This window comes from Salinisphaera sp. SPP-AMP-43, from assembly GCF_049568105.1.
GTDB lineage: Bacteria > Pseudomonadota > Gammaproteobacteria > Nevskiales > Salinisphaeraceae > Salinisphaera.
Genome location: NZ_CP145335.1, coordinates 1,691,386 through 1,713,182 on the forward strand (window position 1 = coordinate 1,691,386; position 21,797 = coordinate 1,713,182).

At 62.7% G+C, this 21,797-nt stretch carries 19 protein-coding genes and 1 pseudogene; 12 read left to right on the forward strand and 8 right to left on the reverse strand.

All coding sequences use genetic code 11. The annotated features are described in order from the left end of the window. Window positions 1-156 precede the first annotated feature (156 nt). Together dnaB and alr are read left to right on the forward strand one after the other, a co-directional pair. The gene (dnaB, locus tag V5738_RS07180) at window positions 157-1,512 is read left to right on the forward strand and encodes a replicative DNA helicase (RefSeq protein WP_423823744.1); all 1,356 of its coding nucleotides are present in this window, start codon (window positions 157-159) and stop codon (window positions 1,510-1,512) included. Between the two features lie 209 nt (window positions 1,513-1,721). Next, entirely contained in the window at window positions 1,722-2,789 is a 1,068-nt protein-coding gene (alr, locus tag V5738_RS07185; RefSeq protein WP_423823745.1) for an alanine racemase, read from the forward strand. Between the two features lie 255 nt (window positions 2,790-3,044). Here the strand turns inward: alr and V5738_RS07190 are convergent, their stop codons facing one another. Further along, window positions 3,045-3,971 (reverse strand): alpha/beta hydrolase, encoded by a 927-nt coding sequence (locus tag V5738_RS07190; protein WP_423823746.1) that lies wholly within the window; start codon window positions 3,969-3,971, stop codon window positions 3,045-3,047. Between the two features lie 95 nt (window positions 3,972-4,066). Here V5738_RS07190 and radA point away from each other — a divergent pair, with 95 nt between their 5' ends. Continuing rightward, complete coding sequence (gene radA, locus V5738_RS07195) at window positions 4,067-5,437, forward strand: DNA repair protein RadA (RefSeq protein WP_423823747.1); 1,371 nt, start codon at window positions 4,067-4,069, stop codon at window positions 5,435-5,437. Between the two features lie 26 nt (window positions 5,438-5,463). On the opposite strand, the gene V5738_RS07200 is transcribed toward radA, so the two are convergent. After that, entirely contained in the window at window positions 5,464-6,801 is a 1,338-nt protein-coding gene (locus V5738_RS07200) for an HlyC/CorC family transporter (protein ID WP_423823748.1), read from the reverse strand. A gap of 53 nt (window positions 6,802-6,854) precedes the next feature. Continuing rightward, window positions 6,855-7,661 carry a cytochrome C assembly family protein gene (locus V5738_RS07205; RefSeq protein WP_423823749.1) on the reverse strand — a complete coding sequence of 269 codons (807 nt, stop codon included), beginning with the start codon at window positions 7,659-7,661 and terminating at the stop codon, window positions 6,855-6,857. Between the two features lie 184 nt (window positions 7,662-7,845). Between V5738_RS07205 and ffh the strand changes: the two genes are divergently transcribed. The 5 genes and pseudogenes from ffh to rplS all read left to right on the forward strand — a co-directional run bounded on the left by ffh (window position 7,846) and on the right by rplS (window position 11,631). Beyond that, a complete protein-coding gene (gene ffh / locus V5738_RS07210; RefSeq protein WP_423823750.1) occupies window positions 7,846-9,252 on the forward strand; it encodes a signal recognition particle protein in 1,407 nt (468 codons plus the stop codon). Between the two features lie 126 nt (window positions 9,253-9,378). Next, window positions 9,379-9,615: pseudogene (rpsP, locus tag V5738_RS07215) on the forward strand (30S ribosomal protein S16); the annotation flags it as partial. Window positions 9,616-9,796: 181 nt separating this feature from the next. Beyond that, window positions 9,797-10,327 carry a ribosome maturation factor RimM gene (gene rimM, locus V5738_RS07220; RefSeq protein WP_423823751.1) on the forward strand — a complete coding sequence of 177 codons (531 nt, stop codon included), beginning with the start codon at window positions 9,797-9,799 and terminating at the stop codon, window positions 10,325-10,327. A gap of 81 nt (window positions 10,328-10,408) precedes the next feature. Then, entirely contained in the window at window positions 10,409-11,170 is a 762-nt protein-coding gene (gene trmD, locus V5738_RS07225) for a tRNA (guanosine(37)-N1)-methyltransferase TrmD (protein WP_423823752.1), read from the forward strand. Window positions 11,171-11,280: 110 nt separating this feature from the next. After that, entirely contained in the window at window positions 11,281-11,631 is a 351-nt protein-coding gene (gene rplS, locus V5738_RS07230) for a 50S ribosomal protein L19 (RefSeq protein ID WP_423823753.1), read from the forward strand. A 117-nt stretch (window positions 11,632-11,748) separates the two neighbouring features. Here rplS and V5738_RS07235 read toward each other — a convergent pair whose 3' ends face one another. Together V5738_RS07235 and trxB are read right to left on the reverse strand one after the other, a co-directional pair. Then, complete coding sequence (locus tag V5738_RS07235) at window positions 11,749-12,294, reverse strand: C40 family peptidase (protein WP_423823754.1); 546 nt, start codon at window positions 12,292-12,294, stop codon at window positions 11,749-11,751. 321 nt (window positions 12,295-12,615) lie between these two features. Further along, entirely contained in the window at window positions 12,616-13,632 is a 1,017-nt protein-coding gene (trxB, locus tag V5738_RS07240) for a thioredoxin-disulfide reductase (RefSeq protein WP_423823755.1), read from the reverse strand. Window positions 13,633-13,786: 154 nt separating this feature from the next. On the opposite strand from trxB, the gene sppA reads away from it, so the two are divergent. Further along, window positions 13,787-15,652, forward strand: a complete 1,866-nt coding sequence (sppA, locus tag V5738_RS07245) for a signal peptide peptidase SppA (protein WP_423823756.1) — start codon at window positions 13,787-13,789, stop codon at window positions 15,650-15,652. Window positions 15,653-15,658: 6 nt separating this feature from the next. Beyond that, on the forward strand, window positions 15,659-16,642 hold the full coding sequence (locus V5738_RS07250) for a glutathione S-transferase family protein (RefSeq protein WP_423823757.1): 984 nt from the start codon (window positions 15,659-15,661) through the stop codon (window positions 16,640-16,642). On the opposite strand, the gene V5738_RS07255 is transcribed toward V5738_RS07250, so the two are convergent. Then, a complete protein-coding gene (locus tag V5738_RS07255; protein WP_423823758.1) occupies window positions 16,639-17,439 on the reverse strand; it encodes a glycerophosphodiester phosphodiesterase in 801 nt (266 codons plus the stop codon). The genes V5738_RS07250 and V5738_RS07255 overlap by 4 nt on opposite strands. Before the next feature lie 124 nt (window positions 17,440-17,563). Between V5738_RS07255 and metC the strand changes: the two genes are divergently transcribed. Next, window positions 17,564-18,730 (forward strand): cystathionine beta-lyase, encoded by a 1,167-nt coding sequence (metC, locus tag V5738_RS07260; protein WP_423823759.1) that lies wholly within the window; start codon window positions 17,564-17,566, stop codon window positions 18,728-18,730. A gap of 87 nt (window positions 18,731-18,817) precedes the next feature. Here metC and V5738_RS07265 read toward each other — a convergent pair whose 3' ends face one another. Together V5738_RS07265 and egtC are read right to left on the reverse strand one after the other, a co-directional pair. After that, window positions 18,818-19,972 (reverse strand): SUMF1/EgtB/PvdO family nonheme iron enzyme, encoded by a 1,155-nt coding sequence (locus tag V5738_RS07265; RefSeq protein WP_423823760.1) that lies wholly within the window; start codon window positions 19,970-19,972, stop codon window positions 18,818-18,820. 21 nt (window positions 19,973-19,993) lie between these two features. Further along, on the reverse strand, window positions 19,994-20,731 hold the full coding sequence (gene egtC, locus V5738_RS07270) for an ergothioneine biosynthesis protein EgtC (protein ID WP_423823761.1): 738 nt from the start codon (window positions 20,729-20,731) through the stop codon (window positions 19,994-19,996). Between the two features lie 67 nt (window positions 20,732-20,798). Between egtC and egtD the strand changes: the two genes are divergently transcribed. Then, on the forward strand, window positions 20,799-21,791 hold the full coding sequence (gene egtD / locus V5738_RS07275; RefSeq protein ID WP_423823762.1) for an L-histidine N(alpha)-methyltransferase: 993 nt from the start codon (window positions 20,799-20,801) through the stop codon (window positions 21,789-21,791). Window positions 21,792-21,797 lie beyond the last annotated feature (6 nt).

A 21,797-nucleotide genomic window follows, 5' to 3' on the forward strand; every position in this document is an offset into this window, starting at 1 on the left:
TAAAAACGCCGCCTTCGGGCGGCGTTTTTTATGCACGCTTTCAGCGCCTGTGCCGACATTCGGGGCGCGAGCCCGGTGCGATGCGCTGGCGAATGAAACTTCCGGCCGGCGTAGCGTAAACTGCGCGAACCGCGTGCCCATACCTGTGCCGAATTCATGGCTGAAGCCAAGTTGCCCCCGCATTCCATCGAAGCCGAACAGTCGGTAATCGGCGGTCTGCTGCTATCCGAAAGAGCCTGGGACGATATCGCCGGGACCATCAGCGAGGATGACTTCTACCGTGAGGATCATCGCCTGCTGTTCCGGGGTCTGGCCGATCTGGCCGACACCGGTCAACCGCGCGATTTGGTCACGCTCACCGAGTGGCTGCGCAACAACAGCCTGCTGGAGAAAGCCGGCGGGGCGAGTTATATCGGCAATCTGGCGGCCGATATCCCGAGCGCGGCCAACATCAAGGCCTATGCCACGATCATTCGCGAGCGTTCGGTCATGCGCCAGCTCATCCGGGCGGGCGATCAAATCACCTCGATGGCCTTCGAGCCGGCCGGTCAATCCGCTGATGACGTACTGGGATCGGCCGAAAAAGAAATCTTCGCGATCGCCGAGCGCGGCCGCAAGGGCGGGGAGGGCCCGGTCGGGCTCAACGCGCTGCTGACCAAGGCGGTCAATCAGATCGAGAAACTGGTGCAGAACGAGGGCGCGTTTTCCGGCGTGCCCACCGGACTGCTCGAGTTCGACAAGATGACCAACGGCCTACAGCCGGCCGACTTGCTGATCCTGGCCGGACGCCCGTCGATGGGCAAGACCTCGCTGGCCATGAACATCGTGGAAAACATCTCGATCAAGGAGAAAGTACCGGTCGCGGTATTTTCTTTGGAAATGCCGGCAGAGCAGCTGGTCATTCGTATGATTTCCTCCTGGGGGCGGGTCGACCAGAGCCGCCTGCGTTCAGGGCGTCTGACCGAGGACGACTGGCCAAAGATTACCTCGGCGATCGGCATCATGAACGAAAACGCCCGGCTGTTTATCGACGATAGCGCGGGTCTGTCGCCGTCCGAGATGCGTGCCCGGGCGCGGCGTCTGAAGCGCGAGCACGATATCGGCCTGGTCGTGGTCGACTATCTGCAGCTGATGCAGGTGCCGGGTACGGCGGAAAATCGAACCAACGAAATCTCGGAAATTTCGCGCCAGCTCAAGGCCATGGCCAAGGAGTTGAACGTGCCGGTGATCGCTCTGTCGCAGCTCAACCGCCAGGTCGAACAGCGCGACAACAAGCGGCCGCGCATGTCCGATTTGCGTGAGTCGGGCGGCATCGAACAGGACGCGGACGTGATCATTTTCGTCTATCGCGATGAGGTCTATAACGAAAACAGCGAAGACAAAGGGGTGGCCGAGATTATTATCGGCAAGCAGCGTAATGGCCCGCTCGGTACGGCGCGCACGGCATTCCTGTCGCATCTAACGCGTTTCGAGAACCTCCAGGACCACTACGACGACGACTTCATCGATTAGGCCGAGCCCATGTTTTTGATCCGCACAGCCGTGCTGCGTTTGAGGCCCGTCTATACGCCGGTTGTCGCTTCGGGCGGACCGTTTGCGTGGCGCTCGACCCGCAACGCCTTAGGCCGGCCGAAATGGCGTCTCGCAGTGCATACCGACCGGTTTGGACGATCGCTGCGGCACCTGTCGCCCGCGGGCTTTATGCAGCACGGTGCCCGGCCATGAGGCGCGCACTGGCGAGCATCGATCGCAGCGCACTGGCGCACAATCTGCGCCAGGTGCGCGAATTCGCGCCGCGCCAGGCCGTGTATGCCGCGGTCAAGGCCGATGGTTATGGCCATGGGGCGGTTACGGTCGCGGGTGCGCTGGCCGGCGTCGATGGGTTCGCTGTGTCGTCGCTGGAAGAGGCGCTGCAGCTGCGCTGGGCCGGTCGGGTCGAGCCGATCGTTACGCTGTCGCAGCCGCTGGACGCAACAATCTGTGCGCAGGCTGCCGCGCACGATATTCGGCCGGTGGTTTTCGATCGGTCGCATCTCGACGTGCTGGCTGACTATGTCGGGCCGACATTGTCGGTCTGGATCAAGCTCGATTCCGGAATGCATCGGCTAGGTTTTCCGGCGGCCGAGGCCGCGGCCCTGGATCGCCAGCTCGCCGTGTTGCCGCATGTCGAGCGCGTCGGTTGGTTGACCCATCTGGGCTGTGCAGACGATATCGAGCACCCACTGACCGAGCAGCAGATCGCCAATTTCGAAGCGGCAACGGCGACTCTCGACGGCCAGTGTTCGATCGCCAATTCGGCTGGTGTGCTGGCTTGGCCAGCCAGTCATGCTGATCTGGTGCGTCCGGGGATCATGCTCTATGGCAGTTCTCCTATGGGGCATGCCAGCGCCGCCGAATATGGTTTGCGCCCTGCGATGCACTTGAGCGCGCCTCTGATCAGTCGGCGGCGTGTCGCGGCTGGCGAGCCGATCGGTTACGGCGCCACTTGGTGTGCCCCGGAGGATATGGACGTCGGCGTCGTCGGTATCGGCTATGGCGATGGTTATCCGCGCCATGCGCCCTCGGGTACCCCGGTCAGTATTCGTGGGCGGCGGGTGCCCCTGATCGGCCGAGTGTCGATGGACATGCTCACCGTCGATCTGCGCACTGTTCCCGAGGCCGAAATCGGCGAGCGGATCACGCTCTGGGGGCCCGATCTCCCGGCGGATGAAGTCGCTGAGGCCGCCGGTACGATCGCCTATGAATTGTTTTGCCGGCTCACGCCGCGGGTCGCGTTCGAAACGATTTAGTCGGACCGGGCGCGGTTTGAGCCGATACCGGCTCGGCGCCGCCTTGGCGCGGGTCGGAGGCCCCCGGAGTCAGACGCTCGCCAGGCGTTGCCGAGGGCCGGGCCCCGCCCGGGTCGCGCCTTTGTTGTATGTCCTGCTGTGTGTATATGGGCGGCCAATAGCGTGTGCCGTAGCCCTGGATAGAGCCGGCCCGGGCCGCTTGCGGCCGCGATGGGCCGGCTGCGTGGCCAAGCCCGGCATGCCGCTGCGTGGGTTCTAGGGCGGGCCTAGTCGCGGCGCTAGCGCCTGTTTGAAAAATGTCAGCTGATCGCTGCTGGCCTGACGGAACCCGGCGCCCCGGTAGATATCGAAATGGCCAATCCGGTAATGGCGCGTCACGATGTTGTCGCCGCCGCGGGCGGCAGCGTCCGCAGCGGCCTCGGCCGGCGCGACGCTGTCCTGATCGCAGATTTGGATCAGGGTGGGGCAGCGTAGACGGGCGACTTTCTGTCCGGGGCGGTACAAAGCCAGGGTGAGCAGCGTGCGTGCGCTCATTTCGTTGCGCCAGTCGGACGGTGTGATCGCCATATAGCCTGCATAGGCGTCTTCGGTGCTCATGGCCGCGAAGCCACCGGGCTGCGCCACCAGCGGAATCCGGTAGGGCTCGGCGCCGGCGAGGTCGGCCAGCTGGTCGCGCAGCCCGGCATAGACCAGCTTGAGCATATGCCATAGCCCGCGCTGGCGCAGCACGTTCAATACCGCGGCGCGCCCGTCCATCATCGGTCCTTGCGAGGCAATCGCGGCCACGCGCTGATCGGCCGCACCGGCTGCGATCACGTGGCCGCCCGAAAACGAGGTGCCCCAGAGCGCGATTCGCTCGGCGTCGATGCCGTCGACGGCCCGCACGGCTTTGATCGCGGCTGCCCAGTCGGCCAGTTGGGCCGAGACCGACAAGAGTTGCCGCGGCCGACCGTCGCTGGCGCCGAAATAGCGATAATCAAACACGATCACGGCAAAGCCGGCGTCCGCGAATCGGGTCGCGAACGCTTCCAGGCCGGCATCGCGGGTGCCGCCTAGGCCGTGAGCCATGACGATGGCCGGCACGCCAGCCGAGCCGATCATCGCCTCGTTCTGGGCTGGGTAGAACCAGGCACGACACGTCGTGCCTTGGCTTTCGAATTCGAAATCCTCGCGGTCCACCATGATTGTTGTTCGTCTCCCGTCGGCGCGGACGCCTTGTTGGCGCATCGTCGTTGACCGCCTAGTATGCCCGTTTGCTCAGCCGAGCCCGAAACCCGATGGCCAAGACCAAGACTGTTTTCGTCTGCGACAACTGTGGTTCGACCCAGCCCAAATGGTCCGGCCAGTGCCCGGACTGCGGGGCCTGGAATACGTTGACCGAGAGTGTGCCGGCCGCGCCTGCCAAGCCCGGGGCGGCGGCACCGCCGGTCTCGTTTGGTGATACCACGCCGCAGGTTCAGAAACTCAATGCCATCACGCCGCGCGAAACGCCGCGCACCCCGACCGGGCTGAGCGAGCTCGACCGGGTGCTCGGCGGTGGTCTGGTGCCGGGCTCAGTGATCCTGATCGGTGGCGACCCCGGGATCGGCAAATCGACTCTGCTGCTGCAGGTGCTGGCCCAGCTGTCGGCCGATGTGCCGGCGCTCTACGACACCGGCGAAGAATCGTTGGAGCAGGTCCAGCTCCGCGCCCAGCGGCTCGGCGTGGCCGATGCCGATCTGGCGGTCCTGGCCGAGACTTGCGTCGAGCGGGTGTTGGCGCTGGCCAAGCCGCAGGCGCCCAAACTGTTGGTGATCGATTCGATCCAGACCGTGTTCTCGCAGGCGTTGTCGTCGGCCCCGGGCAGTGTTTCGCAGGTACGCGAGTCGGCCTCGATGTTGGTTCGCTTCGCCAAGGCCACGGGCACGGCGCTGATTTTGGTCGGCCACGTGACCAAGGAAGGCACGATCGCCGGCCCGCGGGTGCTCGAGCACATGGTTGATACCGTGCTGTATTTCGAGGCCGAGGCTTCCTCGCGCTTTCGGGTGATCCGTGCGGTCAAGAACCGCTTCGGTGCGGTCAACGAACTGGGCGTATTCGCGATGTCCGGGGCTGGGCTCAAGCAGGTCAAGAATCCGAGCGCGATCTTTTTATCGCGCCACGACACCGCGGTGCCGGGCAGTGCAGTGATGGTCACCCGCGAAGGCTCGCGGCCGATGCTGGTCGAGGTACAGGCTCTGGTCGATGGTTCGCAGCTGCATAACCCGCGGCGCGTAGCGCTTGGCCCGGATTCGCAGCGTCTGGCAATGTTGCTGGCGGTACTGCACCGCCACGGCGGTATCGCGCTCGCAGATCAGGATGTGTTCGTGAACGTGGTCGGCGGCATGCGCGTGTCCGAGACTGCGGCCGATCTCGCCGTGGTCCTGGCCGCGCTGTCGAGCTTTCGTGACAAGCCGCTCGGCGAAAAGCTAATTATCTTCGGCGAGATCGGCCTGGCCGGCGAGATCCGGCCCGTGCCTGGCGGCGAGGACCGGCTCGCCGAGGCCGCCAAGCACGGCTTTACCCGCGCAATCGTACCCAAGGCTAACGCGCCGCGCAGCCAGCGCGTCGGCGAGCTCGAGGTGGTGCCGGTCGGGCGCTTGGCCGAAGCGATCGACGCGACCGGCTGAGGAACGATGCCGTGCCGCCAGGCGAATCAGCTGCTGTCTTCGTAGCGCTGTGACTCGGACGGCTCGGGTTCGCTGCGTTCGAAATCGCCGCCACGCAGACGACGCTTGCGCCGCGGCGGGTGCACGCGCACGGTCTGGATCAGGTTGGCGCTGGTCTCGGTGATCTCGAAGACATATTTGCTGATTTTGACCCGGGTGCCGGCCTGGGGGATGGTCTCGGTCTGCTCGGTGATCAGGCCGTTGATCGTGCGCGGCCCGTCCACCGGCAGCTTCCACCCCAGGGCGCGATTGAGTGCCCGGATCGAGACCGTGCCGTCGACCAGATAGCTGTTGTCGCCGTCCATGGTGACGTTCTTGACCCGGGTGAGCGGGTCGGTGGTGAATTCGCCAACGATCTCTTCAAGGATGTCTTCGAGCGTGGCCAGGCCCTGGATGTCGCCGTATTCGTCGACCACGAAACCGATCCGGCGTTTCTGGTTCTGGAAATTCAGCAGCTGCTGGTTGAGCGGCGTGTTTTCCGGAATGAAATACGGGGCACTGGCCAGCGCCACCAGCGAGTCCTTGTCTAGCTCGTTGTTGGAGATCAGCGCCAGCATCCGGCGCATATGCACCATACCGACGATCGAGTCGATCGAGCCGTCGAACAGGGGCAGCCGGGTATGCTGGTTATGTACGAGCTGTTCGAGAATCTCCGGCCAGGGCTTGCTGATATCGATGCCCACGATTTCGTTGCGCGGGACCATGATGTCCTCGACGGTGGCGTTTTCCATGTCGAGAATCGAGAGCAGCATCTGCTGGTGGCGGCGCGGGATCATGGCGCCAGCCTCGGTGACCACGGTGCGCAGCTCCTCGGAGGATAATGAGTGTCCCGCGGCCTCTTCCGGCGAGACCCGCAGCAGCCAGAGCACACCGCGCCCGGCCGAGTTGAACAGATACACCAGGGGCCAGAACACCCGCAGCAACGGCTGGTAGATATAGGCCGCCGGATAGGCGATACGCTCCGGATACAGGGCGGACAACGTCTTGGGGGTGACCTCGGAAAAGATCAGCACTGCGATGGTCAGGCATATCGTTGACAGCACCACGCCGAAGTCGCCGTAGAGCCGGATGCCGATCATGGTCGCCAGCGACGAGGCGATGATGTTGACCAGGTTGTTGCCGAGCAGGATCAGGCCGATCAGCTTGTCCGGCGTCTCGAGCATGTCGGCGGCCCGTTTCGCACCACCATGGCCGGTCTTGGCCATATGCTTCATGCGATAACGGTTCAAGGTCATCAGGCCGGTTTCGGAACCGGAGAAGAATGCCGACAGCGCCAGCATAAAAATGAGGATGCCAAACAGCACCCACAGGGGGATTGCGTCCAAGGACTACGGGCTCGTCGTCAAATGAAACGGCCGGATCGGTTGGGTGGTTCCGGTTACCACCAATGTTCGCCTAGAATCAGCTCGAGCACCAACTTGCTGCCGAAATACGCCAGCACCAACACGATATAACCAATCATCACGCCGCGCACCGCCACCCGGCCGCGCCAGCCATAGCGCCAGCGCCCGAACAGCAGGATCGCAAACACCAGCCAAGCCACCAACGATAGCGCGGCCTTGTGCGCCAGATGCTGTTCGAACAGGTGGTTGATGAACAATACGCCGGTAGCGATCGCTAGGCTGAGCACGAAAAAGCCCGCCCCGATCAGCCGGAACAGCAGCGTTTCCATGGTCTGTAGCGGCGGCAGCGTCGTAAATAGTCCCGACGGTGGCCGCCGGCGCAGCTGACGATGCTGGATCGACAGCACCGCCGCCTGGACAGCGCCCAGCGTGAGTAGTCCATACGCAAGCATCGATAGCAGGATATGTGCCTGCAGTGGCCAGTCCAGGGCCTCGTGGGCGCCGTTCGGATCCGGCACCAATAGTCCGGCGATCACGCACAGCCCGGCCATCGGATAGATGACCAGCCCAAGCGCGCCAATCGAGCGTTTGAGCGAGAACAGCCACAGCAGCAGCGCGGCCTGCCAGGCAAACAGCGATAGCGCGGTACCGACCCCAATAATCATGGCCCCGGTATGCAGGGTCATGTGTATGAGGGCGATCAATTGCATGATCAGGCCGGCGGCGCCGAACAGGGTCACTGGCAAATAGGGCGCGCCGACTGCGTGGTGGCGCCATACCGCGCGCGTGGCGGCTGTATAGGCCAGAGCAGCCAACAAAACTTCGATGACGACGAAAGTCATCCGTGATGGACGAGGCAATAGGGCATGACGACCTATTGTGCCGTATTTGGGATTGGCAGGACGACCGCAGCGTACGCTGAGCCGGCGATACGACAGCTCCGACGCGATCGCTGCGCATTCACGGCAAACAAGAACGGGCTTCAGACCGTTATACTAGGGGCAGTAACAGCAAGAGCGTGTTCTCATGTTCGATTCCCTTAGCGATCGTCTCAATCGCAGTCTCAAGACGCTGTCCGGCCGTGGCCGGCTGACCGAGGACAACATTAAGTCCACGCTGCGCGAAGTGCGCATGGCGCTGCTCGAGGCCGATGTGGCGCTGCCGGTGGTCAAGCAGTTCGTCGACGACATCCGCGAGCGCGCGGTCGGGTCCGAGGTGATGAGCAGCCTCACTCCGGGCCAGGCACTGATCAAGATCGTGCGCGATGAGCTGACCAATCTGCTCGGCGAGGCCAACGAAAGCCTGAACCTACGCGCCAAGCCGCCGGCAGTGGTGCTGATGGCCGGCCTGCAGGGTTCGGGTAAGACGACGTCGGTCGGCAAACTTGCGCGCCATCTGTCGCAGCGCGAGAAAAAATCGGTGCTGGTGGTCTCGGCCGACGTGTATCGTCCGGCAGCGATCGATCAGCTCGAGCGCGTGGCTGGCGATGTCGGCGTGGACTTCCACCCGAGTGCCTCGACCGACAAGCCGAAAAAGATCGCTAAGTCGGCGCTCGAGGCGGCACGTAAGGGTCTGTACGACGTCTTGATCGTGGATACCGCCGGTCGTCTGGGTATCGACGAAAAGATGATGGGCGAGGTACGCGATCTGCACCAGATCCTCGACCCGATCGAAACCCTGTTCGTGGTCGATTCCATGACCGGCCAGGACGCCGCGAATACCGCCAAGGCGTTTGGCGATGCACTGCCGTTGACCGGCGTAGTGCTGACCAAGGTCGACGGCGACGCCCGCGGCGGCGCGGCGCTGTCGGTGCGCCAGATTACCGGCAAGCCGATCAAGTTCCTCGGTACCGGTGAAAAACTCGAAGCGCTCGAGCCATTCCATCCAGATCGTGTCGCCTCGCGCATCCTGGGCATGGGCGACGTGCTATCGCTGGTCGAGGAGGCCGAACAGAAGGTCGATCGCGACAAGGCCGACAAGCTCGCGAAAAAGCTCAAAAAGGGCAAAGGCTTCGATCTCGATGACCTGGCCGATCAGTTGCGCCAGATGCAGGACATGGGCGGTATTGGCGCGCTGATGGAAAAGATGCCCGGCGGCGCGCAAATGCCCAAGGGCATGGCCGCGGCCGCCGACGAGACCCAGGTCAAGCGTATGCTGGCAATCGTCGACTCCATGACCAAACAGGAAAAAGCATTCCCCGATGTGATCAAGGCTTCGCGCAAGCGCCGCATCGCAGCGGGGTCCGGCACCCAGGTCCAGGACATCAACCGCCTGCTCAAGCAGCATACGCAAATGCGTAAGATGATGAAGAAGATGAAAGGCGGTGGCATGAAGAAGATGATGCGTGCCATGCAAGGCATGGGCGGCGGTAACATGCCGGGCGGCATGGGTGGCGGCGGCGGCCCGACCCTGCCGCCGGGCATGGGACGTTGAGTACCAGCCCGGCGGTTTATACACACGGGTTCCATTTTCTGCGCATTGGCGTACAATGCGCGTCCTTCAAACCGCGCGCGGATAAACGCCGCGTGCACATGAATCTACAACGGCGATAATTCGGCTATGGTCAAAATCCGGCTCGCACGCTCCGGCGCGAAGAAGAAGCCCTTCTATCACATTGTGGTCACCAACAAGAGCAATCCGCGTGACGGTCGTTACCTCGAGCGTCTTGGATTCTTCAATCCGGTGGCTGTTGGCGGCGAAGTACCGCTGCGCTTGGATATTGAGCGTATCGAACACTGGAAAGGTCAGGGCGCGCAGCTTTCTGAGCGCGTGACTAACTTGGTCAAGTCTTTCAACCGTCATGGCGAAGGCGTGGCTGCCGAACGCGCGGCCCCGGCCGAGTCCAAGGCTAAGGAAGCCAAGGGCCAGACGACCCCGGCCGGTGCGACTGGCGATGTGTCGGCGGCGGGTCCGGACAATCCGGACGCCAAGACCGACGAGTCGGGTCTGGACAGCACTCAGAGCTGATCGCTCGATCATGGCCGAGACGACGCCGCATCGCCACGTCGTGCTCGGCCAGGTCCATGGCCTGTTCGGCGTTCGTGGCTGGATCAAGGTTTATTCCCATACCCGCCCGATCGAGTCGATCCTCGATTACCAACGCTGGTGGATCGGTAACGCCGGTCAGCGTCAGCAGTATCAGGTATTGGAGGGGCGCCTCCAGGGCAAAACTCTGGTAGCGCGTCTAGCGGATGCCGAGGGCGAGCCGCTACCCGATCGTGATGCGGCGGTTGAACTGCTCGATCTCGATATCGCAGTGGCGCGCGAAGATATGCCCGATCCAGAGCCAGGCGAATACTACTGGTTTGATTTGGTCGGGCTGCGCGTGGTGACCCTTGAAGCTATCGATCTCGGCCAGGTCTCGGCGATGATGGAGACCGGTGCCAACGATGTGCTGGTCGTTAAGGGCGATCGAGAACGCCTCATTCCATTGGTGATGGATGAATACGTCACCGAGGTGGATCTCGAAGCCGGCCGGATCGTGGTCGATTGGGATCCTGAGTTTTAGCGGCGGTAAGGCCGCGGCGGGGCACGTTGAGTGCACTGCCGGTCTGAGATCGGCTTGTTTTAGCTCTGTGACTGGATCGCCATGCGCATCGACGCGATTACGCTGTTTCCTGAGTGGCTGGATCAGCTCGAACACTACGGTGTCGTCGGGCGCGGGCTGCGCGAAGGTCGTTTGTCGCTGACGAGCTGGAATCCGCGCGACTATACCGACAGCGCCAGCCGTCGCATCGACGATCGGCCCTATGGGGGCGGCCCTGGCATGGTGATGCAGTCTGCGCCGCTGGCGCAAACGCTTGCCGAAATCCGATCGGCACAGGCAGCAGCTCAGTCGTCGCCTGTCTTGCTCATGTCGCCGCAGGGCGAGCGATTCGATCAGCGCTGGGCCGAGCGGCTGGCAGCGTCGCCGGGGTTCGTACTGGTCTGCGGCCGTTATGAAGGCATCGACCAGCGTTTTATCGATCGGTATGTCGATGCCGAGATTTCGGCTGGGGATATGGTGCTGTCCGGCGGCGAGCTGCCGGCTATGATGATCGTGGACGCCGTTGCTCGGCTGTTGGATGGTGTACTCGGTGACCAACGCTCGGCGAGTCAGGATTCGTTTTCGGCCGAACTGCTCGATCATCCGCACTATACGCGGCCGCCGCATAGCCAAGACGGGGCGGTGCCCGATATTCTGTTGTCGGGCGATCATGCGCGTATTGAGCGCTGGCGGGAAAAACAGGCGCTCGGTCGGACTTGGCTGCGTCGGCCAGATCTGCTCGATTCGATCGAGCTGACCGACCGTCAAGAGACACTGCTCGCAGAATTCATCGCCGAATACGGTGCCATGCCTGGGAGCGCATAAAAAATTACGAAGGATTGGCGTCAAGGGTCCCCAAAAGCGGATCGTTTCCGGTATAATCCGCCGACTTTGAACGCCGACCCACGGCTCAAATCACGATTCAGAGGCAGGCCATGAGCAACATCATCGACGAATTGGAAGCCGAGCAGCAAAACGGCAAAAACATCCCCGAATTTTCCGCCGGTGATACCGTCGTCGTTCAGGTGCGCGTGGTCGAAGGCGAGCGGGAGCGTCTGCAGGCCTTCGAAGGCGTGGTCATCGCCAAGCGCAACCGTGGCCTGAATTCGGCCTTCACGGTCCGCAAGGTCTCGCACGGCGAAGGTGTCGAGCGCGTTTTCCAGACCTTCTCCCCGGGCATCGCCGAGATCAAGGTACTGCGCCGCGGCGACGTACGCCGTGCCAAGCTGTACTACCTGCGCGAGCGCAGCGGCAAGTCGGCCCGTATCCGCGAAAAGCTGAAATAAACCGCGACCCGATTCGCTGATATGAAAAAGGCGCCTTCAAGGCGCCTTTTTTGATGATGGCATGACGGTTGAACCGAACGAGCGGCGCGCTCGGCGCCGTTCGCAGACTGACGGGATTCAGCGGGACGCCGTCGCTTCGGGCAATAGACGCGCTACGCCGACCAGACGCTGTTGCCAGTAATCTCCGGATAGCGATACGCGTCGTACGCCGCCGCCTTGGTCGAGCGTGCCGGGCAAGGCCAGTACCGCCAACTGACTATCGATCAGGACACCGACCGTCAGGCGTCCCTGGCCGTTGGGACTGTCCATACGAAAGAATACGAGATCGCCCGGTTCAGCCTGGGCCAGTGGGATCGGATGCCCGGCCTCAATCTGGGCTTGCAGCCCGCGCGGCAGGGCACGCCCATTCTGTCGATAGGCATAGTAGACCAGGCCGCTATCGTCGTACTGGTCGGGCCCGGCCATATTGGCGCGATAGGCATCGCCGACCTGGGCCAGTGCGACGGTGGCGATGGTCTGACGTTCCGGGGTGGTCTTTTCGAGGCTTTGCTGGACGCTTTCCGGCGTACTGGTGGTGCTGCAGGCCGATAGGACCATTGCACAGGCTAGGCCAAGGCTGGTGCCAGTACGCGACCGGAAAAGTATCGATAGGACGTTGTTCATGCGCTCATGATGCCGCACACCGAAGGCCGCGCCTAGCGCCCGTGGGTCGGTCGGGCGAGTCTAGGCCTGGCCTGTTTGGCGCCAAGACCAGGCATGGCGACTGTGTATCGTCGTTCTAGGCCAGCAGCAACGCAGAATGGCCGCCCGACAACACCCGTTCTGTCGAGTTGGGCCGCCCATGTACGAAGAACCATGGGCAGCCCATAACCTAGGCTTTTATCTGGCAAGCCCGATGGGCGTCGATGGGCGCTGCCAACGTCGTGCTCTCATGACCCATCAAGAGCTATGAGACGGCCCAGCCTATATGGCTTGACTGTCGCTTCAGACTTCGCGGTGGGCGACCTGGCTTTCGACGTGTTGTTCGCGCGGCGTTTCGTTCTCGGTCAGCGCGTCGAGATGTTTTTCGGCATCAAGTGCGGCCATGCAGCCGGAGCCGGCCGAGGTTACGGCTTGACGATAGACATGGTCCATGACGTCGCCGGCCGCGAACACGCCGGGTTTGCTGGTCGCTGTAGCGTTGCCCTGGGTACCGCTCTGGACCTTGATATAGCCGCCTTCCATATCGAGCTGACCAGCGAAGATATCGGTATTGGGCTTATGGCCGATGGCGATGAAGATACCGTCCACGGCCAGCTCCTGGGTCTCGCCGCTCTGGGTGTGTCGGAATCGGCCGCCGGTCACGCCCATGTCGTCGCCGAGGACTTCGTCGAGCTCGTGATCCCAGATGATCGTGACGTTGCCGTTGGCAGCCTTGTCGAACAGCTTGTCCGCCAGGATCTTTTCGCCGCGGAATTTATCGCGCCGGTGCACGACCGTGACATGTGCCGCCAGATTCGACAGATAAAGGGCTTCTTCGAGCGCGGTATTGCCGCCGCCGACCACAGCTACGTTCTTATTGCGATAGAAAAAGCCATCGCAGGTGGCGCAGGCGGAAATGCCGCGACCCATGAAATTGCTTTCCGATTCCAGGCCCAGATAGCGGGCAGTGGCGCCGGTGGCGATGATCAAGGCATCGCAGGTATAGATACCGGAGTCGCCTTCTAGGCGATAGGGCGGCGCCGACAGGTCGGTGGTATGGATCTGATCGTGGATCATGCGCGTGTTGAAACGCTCGGCATGCTCTTTCATCCGCTCCATCAAGGCTGGGCCTTGCAGACCATCGACATCGCCGGGCCAGTTGTCCACGTCGGTCGTGGTCATGAGCTGGCCGCCTTGTTCGATGCCGGTGATCATCACCGGGTCCAGGTTTGCGCGCGCGGCATAAACGGCGGCGGTATAGCCGGCCGGACCGGAGCCAAGGATGATCAGGCGATGGTGCTCGACATCAGTACGGGACATGACAAGCTGCTCGAACGTCGAATGATGGCCGCTAAACTGCGGCACATATCATCGGTATTCAAGTCGCGTAGGCAGCAACGAGCCGCTACACTGGCCGCCTTCGGCACGACAGGTTGGACGATCGCATCACGGGTGCGGTCGAAGGGGATACGCTGTGGCTGGCAAACCGTCTTTTTTCCGGCGTCTGGTCGGCGGGCTCTGGCGCACGCTCGCGCTGATTTATTCGCTGATTTTTCTCGTGATTCTGATCATCGTGCCGGTCGGCATCTATCTCGCGGTGCATCAGCCGGCGCCGCCGGTACCGTCCAAGGCGGTGCTCGTGGTCGATCCGGTCGGCAACCTCGTCGAGCAGGACACCGGAGTCGGCGATCTGCTGGAGAACGTTTTCTCCGATCAGGCACGGCCGTCGGTGGTCCGCGATCTGATCACGGCGTTGGATCGGGCGCGCTCGGACGATCGCATCAAGCAAGTGTTGCTCAAGCTCGACGATTTAGGTGGGGCCACGCCAGGCCAGCTTCAGGATCTGGTCGCAGCCGTGGATCGCTTCAAGCAGTCGGGCAAACCGGTCGTCGCCTGGTCGGATGCCTTCGATCAGAGCCAGTACGAACTGGCCAGCCATGCCGACACGGTCTATGTCGATCCGCTGGGCTATGTGTTGCTCGAAGGCTATGGCGCCTATCGCAACTACTACAAGGATGCGCTCGACAAGCTCGGCGTGACGGTCAACGTGTTTCGTGTCGGCAAATACAAATCCTATGTCGAGCCGTATACCCGCAACGGCATGTCGCCGGAGGCCAAGGCCGACAATCTGGCCTGGATGAATTCGCTGTGGTCGACCTATCGCGAGCTGGTGACTGCCGAGCGCAATATCACCTCGGACGATATCGACCAGTACATCGCCGACTATGCCTCGAATATGGTGGCCAATGGCGGCAATGCCGCCGCGCTGGCCAAGAAAGCGGGGCTGGTCGATCAGATCGCTAGCCTCGATGCGCTGCATAAACCGCTGATCGACCAGGTTGGGCGCGATCCGGCCAGCGGCAGTTTCAATCAGATCGGTCAGCAGGCCTATCTGGCGGCGACCGACGAAACCGCGAGCGGCGATGATTCTTCGCTGGCGGTGGTCACGGTGTCGGGCGAAATCATCGACGGCGAGAGTGTGCCAGGCTCGGCCGGCGGCGAGACGGTCTCGCGTTTGGTCGATGCTGCCCGCCGGGACGACCACGTCGCCGGCTTGGTACTACGGGTGAATTCCCCCGGCGGTTCGGTGACCGCAGCCGAGCAGATCCGGCGCACGGTGATGGCGTTCCGCAAGGCCGGCAAGCCGGTGGTGGTCTCGATGGCCGGCATGGCCGCCTCCGGCGGTTACTGGATCTCCATGAACGCCAACCAGATCTGGTCGGAATCATCGACGATTACCGGCTCGATCGGCATTTTCGCGATCGTGCCGACGTTCGCCGAGCCGTTGAACAAGCTGGGCATTCATACCGATGGTGTGGGCACGACCCAGCTTTCGGGGGCGATGCGCCTGGACAAGCCGTTGTCCGATCCGGTGAAGATGATCCTGCAGGCGGGCGTCGAGCATGGTTATAATCAGTTCGTCGGTCGGGTAGCCAAGGCCCGCAACATGGGGCGCGACGAGGTCGACAAGATCGCTCAAGGGCGGGTTTGGAGTGGCCAGGACGCCCAACGGATCGGCTTGGTCGACAAACTCGGCGATGTCACTCAGGCCGAAGCGGCAGCCGCCAAGCTGGCCGGGCTGAACCCGGACGATTACACGCTTCAGATCATGCAGCCGCCGTCGAACTGGCGTACCGCACTCCAGCAGTTCCTGACGTCGCATGCGAGCTTCGCATTGTTGCCGGCCTGGTTGCAGGCGCCGGCACACAGCGATGCCGTGGATTTCCTCAAAACGCTCAACGATCCGCACGGACTGTACGCTCGCTGTTTCTGCCGCCTGCAATCCGCCGATACATTGGCCGGGGCCGCCGAAGCGCGGGCCGCTCTCAAGACGCAATAAACCACTATGGGATTACTCATCGAAGGCCGCTGGCATGACCAGTGGTACGACACCGAATCGCACGGCGGCCGCTTCGTACGCGAATCGGCCGGGTTTCGTGATTGGGTTCGAAACGAATCTGATTGTGCATTCACGCCCGACGCCGGGCGCTACCATTTGTATGTGTCGCTGGCCTGCCCCTGGGCGCATAGGGCGTTGATCTTGCGTCGTCTCAAGGGCCTGGAAAAAGTGATCGGCATATCGGTGGTCGATCCTTATATGGGCGCCAACGGCTGGCAGTTCTCCAGGGTCGAAGGGGCGATTCCGGATACGCTGTACGGTCTGGACTATCTGCATCAGCTCTATCAAAAGGCCGCGCCCGACTATACCGGCCGCGTAACCACGCCCACGCTCTGGGACACCGTGCACGAAACGATCGTGTCGAATGAGTCGGCGGATATCGTGCGCATGTTCAACTCGGCCTTCGACGAACTCGCCGAGCATCCTGAGCTGGATTATTACCCCGAGGCGTTGCGCGAAGAGATCGATGCGGTCAACGAACGCGTGTATCACGACGTGAACAATGGCGTGTACAAGGCCGGGTTTGCGACCTCGCAGGCGGCCTACGAAGATGCCTTCGCTGCGGTATTCGATGCCCTCGACTGGCTTGACGAACGCTTGGCCGAGCAGCGCTATCTGACCGGGGCGCGGCTTACCGAGGCCGATTGGCGGCTGTTCGTCACCCTGGTGCGCTTTGATGCGGTCTATTACGGCCACTTCAAATGCAACCGTCGCCGGATCGACGACTATCCCCATCTGGCGGGCTATCTGCGCGAGCTCTATCAACACCCGGGGGTGGCCGAGACGGTCAACATCGACCACATCAAGCAGCACTACTATCGCAGCCATCCGAGCGTGAACCCGACCGGTATCGTACCGGTCGGGCCGCATCTCGATTTCACCAGCGCCCCGGGGCGCGACCATCTGCCGGCAGAGCCGGCGACCGGCTAGAGTTGTCGGTGCTGGCTGCGCTGGCGTTCCAGCAATCGCTGTAACGCCAGCGGCTGATTGGTGAAAATCCAGGGTACGCCGCGGCCGATCTCACGCAACAAAACGCCGCGGCGCCGGATGAACCCGCTGCCGATCACTCGATCGTGGGCGCGGGCATGGGCAATATCCGCCGAGCGGATCTGGGCAAAGAAACCGGCGGCGCCGCCGCATTCGTGACCGCGTGCCCAGTCGCGAATCGGTCGCCAGTTGCTTTTGGCTACCGGGATGAAAGCTCGGCTCGGCAGATCGGCGAGGGCAGCGAACAGGGCCGGGTCGAGGGAGAGCACATGAAAGGCAGCCCCAGGCTCGAGTCGTGACAGCCAGTCGTACAGGCGTGATTCGGCACGTTCGCTGCCGCGGGTTTTGAGCTCGATCATGAGATGACTGCGCGCGCTGTAACGCTCGATCATTTCCGCCAGATGCGGGATCTCGGGAATTTCGGCCCGCAGCGCGCGCCAGCTCAGCGCATCGATCCGCGTACTGCGACCGAACACGCGCTTCAGGGTTGCATCGTGTAAGACCACGGGTTCGTCGTCGCGGGTATAGCGGATATCGAACTCGATCGCGCCGACCCCGGCGGCAACGACGGGATCGAAGGCGGCAAAGGTGTTTTCGCGTACCTGTACTCCGTCCCGCTCGCCGCGGTGGGCTACGATCGTGGCGCGTTCAAGCTGGCTTGCGCTGGGTGGTTCATGTGGCCATGCGGCCAAGCCGGCTTCGATCAGCCAGACAAGCGTGTTTTCGACAAGCGGATGCAAGGATATCCAGGGCGAAGAAGAATGCGCCCGAGGAGTATAGCGGCTCGGTCGAACCGAGCCGTTCGTGGCGAGCGAAGCGCTTTGCCCCTATGCTTGGCGGCTTGGTTTTCCTGTTCGCGAGATCATGAAGAACGCTACCCGCCTGGTGCATGCCGGCCGCCGCCCCGCCGACCATCACGGCATGGTCAACACCCCCGTCTACCATGCCTCGACAGTGCTGTTCGACAGCCTGGCTGCCTTCGATGCCTCCAATGCTGATCCGTTCGCGGGGGTGCACTATGGCCGCCTCGGCACGCCCACCCAGTTTGCTTTCGAGCAGGCGGTCGCGGATCTGGAAAACGCGCATGGTGCGGTCAGTACCTGTTCCGGGCTGGCAGCGATCGCCACCGCCTTGCTGAGTGTGGTCGAGGCCGGCAGCCATGTGCTGGTGGCCGATAATGTCTACGGCCCGACCCGCAAATTCTGCGACGGCTTGTTGGCCCGCATGGGGGTGACCACCGAATACTTCGATCCGTTGATCGATGCCGAAACCCTGGCCGGGCGATATCGCGAGACCACCAGCGCGTTGTTCCTGGAAGCCCCGGGGTCTCTGACCTTCGAAATTTCGGACGTGCCCGGACTGGCGGCGACCGCCCGCGAGCGCGGGGTGACGGTGATCGCCGACAACACATGGGCAACGCCGGTCTATTTCGATGCCTTTGCGCACGGCATCGATCTGTCGGTGCATGCCGCGACCAAGTATATCGTCGGTCATTCCGATGCCATGCTAGGGGTGATTAGCTGTCGCGACGAAGCGCATTTCAAGGCGGTGCGCCATACCTCGATCGCGCTCGGCTACTGTGCTGGGCCAGACGATGTCTACCTCGGCGCGCGCGGACTGCGCACGCTCGGTCAGCGCCTGCCGGTCCACGAAGCCAATGGCCTGGCACTGGCCAACTGGCTGGCCGAGCAGCCGGCTGTCACCCGCGTGATTCATCCAGCACGGGCCGACCATCCACAGCACGAGCTCTGGAAGCGCGATTTCAGCGGAGCCTCCGGCCTGTTCGCGATCGAGCTGGTGCCCGCCAAGCGGGAGCGGCTGGCAGCACTCATCGACGGTTTGGCGTACTACGGGCTGGGCGCCTCTTGGGGCGGCTACGAAAGCCTGGTGCTGCCGGTCGACCCAGGAAGCTCGCGTAGTGCAACGCATTGGGATGCACAGGGCCCGCTACTGCGCATCCATGCCGGACTCGAAGCCATCGACGATCTAATCGACGACATGGCTGCCGGACTGGCGCGCTACCAGAGCTGAAATCCAGCCGCAGCAGAATGCTCGCCAAGCGCGTACTTCTGCTGCGGCGGTTCTTGATCGGTTCGGTGGCGGGCAACGACGCGTAGGCTACGCGCCGCCGTTGCCCGATCCGCCAGCCAGACGCAGTCCGGCGAACACATGCCGATGGGTCGGCGGATAAAAATTACGAAAGCTGGGCCGGATCACTTCCGGTTCCGTGTGCACGCTGGCGCCACGCGCCATGAAATGCTGCCCGTCGAACCACGGCGTCGAATAGCCGTCGTAGGGAAAGGCCTTGAAGCCGGGGTAGGGGGCAAAGGCCCCGTCGCACCATTCCCAGACTTGCTGTTTGTGGCTCAGCGCGTCGGCCCGATCGGCAGCTTCCCATTCCGCTTCGAGCGGCAGCCGGGCATTGGCATAGCGGGCAAACGCCCGGGCTTCGTACCAGCCGATACCGTGTACCGGTTCGTCGGCGTGGGCTGCGCCAGTGCCGTGCAGGCTGGGTATGCGCCAGCCGTCGGTGTCAGCCCGCCAATGCTGGGGGTAGCGGATGTCTTGATGGCATCGCCATTGCCAGCCGTCGTCGTCCCATAGCTCGGGGCGTTGGTAGCCGTCGTCTTCGATGAATGCCAGATACTGGGCGTTGTCGACCGGCTGGGCGGCGATTTCGAACGGCTCGATCTGCCGCTCGACGGGGGGCTGTTCGTTGTCGTAAGCCTCGATCGAGGCCGTGCCCAGCGTGACCCGGTGGCCGGGAACGCTCACGCGCGGCGATTTCGAACGGCGGGGGCCGAATTCGATCGGTGGCGCCCTGTGCTGTTCGAGGTCGAGCTGAGCCACGGCCAGACGCATGGTTTCAAGATGCTGGGCGTAATGCTGGCAGACGAAGGCCGAGAGATAGCCGTCAGTCAGCAGCGCATGGTGATGATGTTGGGCACAGCGCCAATAGAAGTCGCTGTGGTCTGCGACTTCCAAGGTCCAGGCGTACAACGCCTTGGGATCCGGCAGTCGGCTGCTGCGGGCTTCTTTGGCGCATTCCTCGGGGAAATACAGCGCCCGCCAGCGATCGGTGATTCGGGTATCGCCGAATACCTGTTCGGCAATCCAGTAGTTTTCGACGAAAAATACGTGCCCGACGTGCCATAGCAGCGGGCTCAGTTCGGCGTGGGACTGACGACGAAGCGCGTTGTCATCGCGCTCATTGAGTAGGGCGCGTGAAGCCTGTCGCAGTGTCGTCAGCCGGCTAGGAGGTCTGGCGGTCATCTTGCAATGCCATAACCGATATTATGCCCCGAGCGTAACAAAGCTTTCCGGGTTAATCGCGCACCAGTTGGGATCGGCGTCGAATGCCTCCGAAGCGATGACGGCTGCGCCTTGCCAATCGCGATGCACATACAGTGACGGCGCCGGCGCATTATAGGCACTGCGTACGGCGACCAGCTGGCGGCCGTCGGTCACGGCCATGTTCAAAAGCGCCTTGAGATCGCCGGTTTCGGCCAGCCAGCTGTGAATCTTGTCGAGTGCGGCGGCCAATTTGTCCTGTAGCGTTCCGGTCTGCTGGCGGACCAAGGCGAACATATACTCGGAGTCGGTGGTGCCGTGGATGCTTTGTTCGATCTCGGGATCGAGCTCGGCGCGTATCCGGGCGCGCAGCGTGCGCGCAAAATCTTGGATATAACCGTTATGGACGAAGATTAACCCATCGCCGGCAAACGGCTGGGTATTGGCATGGTCGGTGCCCAGCCCTGAGGTCGCACTGCGCACATTGCCCACCCAGAGCGGCCGCGACAGGCTACGAGCCAATCCATCGACGTTGCCGTCCGCCCAGATCGGCAGGGTATGGCGATAGATCGCCGGCGCGCCGTCGTCGGCATACCAGGCCACGCCCCAGCCGTCGGCGTTGACGGTGGCACTGGCCATTTCGCGTGCGTCCCAGGATTGCCGGGCGAGGCTGTGGGGCGGGGCATCCAGAAACTGGCGCAGCGAGCATTCCGGGCCAAGATAGGCAGCAATTCGGCACATAAGCCGTCGAGAAAGTAAGCGTATCGGCCCATGATAACCTCGGTGGATCACTAAAAAAGCAGACACCATGAGTGCGGATTTCGATACGCCGCGGGTGCGCCATCATCAGGTTGCCCCGACCCGCGCGATTGCCGGTCTGGCCGATGACGTACGGGCCGGCTTGTTGGTGCCGCCGCGCTGGCTGCCGCCCAAATATTTCTATGACGACCACGGCTCAAGGCTGTTCGAGTCGATCTGTGAAACCCCGGAATATTATCCGACCCGGGCGGAATCGGCGCTGCTGGCCGAGTCGGCCGAACGCATCATCGAGCAGACCCGGCCCGGGCATATCATCGAGCTCGGCAGCGGCAATTCCCGCAAGACCCGGCATTTGATCGCAGCCTGCGATCGATTAGGACTGCCGGCACGCTATTGGCCGTTCGAGGTCAGCACCCAGATCATGTTGGATGCCGCTGCGGAACTGACGACGGACTATAGCTGGCTGGAAGTCGATGCCTTGACCGGTGATTACACCGCAGGGCTGGCGCATCTGCCGCTGCCTGACGATTCTGCGCCACGGCTGTTCTTGTTTCTAGGCGGCACGCTGGGCAACTTCGAGCCCGAAGCGGCCGATGTGATGCTCGATGAAATCAGGGCGCTCATGCGCCCGGGGGACGCCCTGTTATTGGGGCTGGATCGGGTCAAGGATCGACAGCGGCTGGAAGCCGCTTACGACGATGACGCTGGTTTTACGGCGGCCTTCAATCGCAACGTGCTCACGGTGCTCAACCGGGAGCTCGACGGCGATATTCCGGTGGCCGATTATCGGCATCGGGCGCTATTCGACCGTCAGGCCCAGCGTATCGAGATGCGGCTGGTCGCCGAACGTGCGCATCGCGTGTCGTTCAAGACGATCGATGCCACATTCGAGGTCGAGGCCGGCGAAGAGATCCTGACCGAGATCAGCCGCAAGTTCACTCCAGATTCGATCGCGGACCTGCTGGCCCGGGCTCGACTACGAACCTTGGCGCATTTCGAACAAGGCGACGGCGACTATTCGCTGGTGCTGGCCGCCCCGTAAGGGATG

Coding starts and splice junctions, on each gene's coding strand:
- alr (WP_423823745.1), top strand. CDS start 1,722: ATGAGGCGCGCACTGGCGAGCATCGATCGCAGCGCACTGGCGCACAAT.
- V5738_RS07235 (WP_423823754.1), bottom strand. CDS start 12,294: ATGAACAACGTCCTATCGATACTTTTCCGGTCGCGTACTGGCACCAGC.
- trmD (WP_423823752.1), top strand. CDS start 10,409: ATGCGCATCGACGCGATTACGCTGTTTCCTGAGTGGCTGGATCAGCTC.
- metC (WP_423823759.1), top strand. CDS start 17,564: ATGAAGAACGCTACCCGCCTGGTGCATGCCGGCCGCCGCCCCGCCGAC.
- radA (WP_423823747.1), top strand. CDS start 4,067: ATGGCCAAGACCAAGACTGTTTTCGTCTGCGACAACTGTGGTTCGACC.
- V5738_RS07265 (WP_423823760.1), bottom strand. CDS start 19,972: ATGACCGCCAGACCTCCTAGCCGGCTGACGACACTGCGACAGGCTTCA.
- rplS (WP_423823753.1), top strand. CDS start 11,281: ATGAGCAACATCATCGACGAATTGGAAGCCGAGCAGCAAAACGGCAAA.
- V5738_RS07250 (WP_423823757.1), top strand. CDS start 15,659: ATGGGATTACTCATCGAAGGCCGCTGGCATGACCAGTGGTACGACACC.
- egtC (WP_423823761.1), bottom strand. CDS start 20,731: ATGTGCCGAATTGCTGCCTATCTTGGCCCGGAATGCTCGCTGCGCCAG.
- V5738_RS07205 (WP_423823749.1), bottom strand. CDS start 7,661: ATGACTTTCGTCGTCATCGAAGTTTTGTTGGCTGCTCTGGCCTATACA.
- rimM (WP_423823751.1), top strand. CDS start 9,797: ATGGCCGAGACGACGCCGCATCGCCACGTCGTGCTCGGCCAGGTCCAT.
- dnaB (WP_423823744.1), top strand. CDS start 157: ATGGCTGAAGCCAAGTTGCCCCCGCATTCCATCGAAGCCGAACAGTCG.
- V5738_RS07190 (WP_423823746.1), bottom strand. CDS start 3,971: ATGGTGGACCGCGAGGATTTCGAATTCGAAAGCCAAGGCACGACGTGT.
- ffh (WP_423823750.1), top strand. CDS start 7,846: ATGTTCGATTCCCTTAGCGATCGTCTCAATCGCAGTCTCAAGACGCTG.
- egtD (WP_423823762.1), top strand. CDS start 20,799: ATGAGTGCGGATTTCGATACGCCGCGGGTGCGCCATCATCAGGTTGCC.
- trxB (WP_423823755.1), bottom strand. CDS start 13,632: ATGTCCCGTACTGATGTCGAGCACCATCGCCTGATCATCCTTGGCTCC.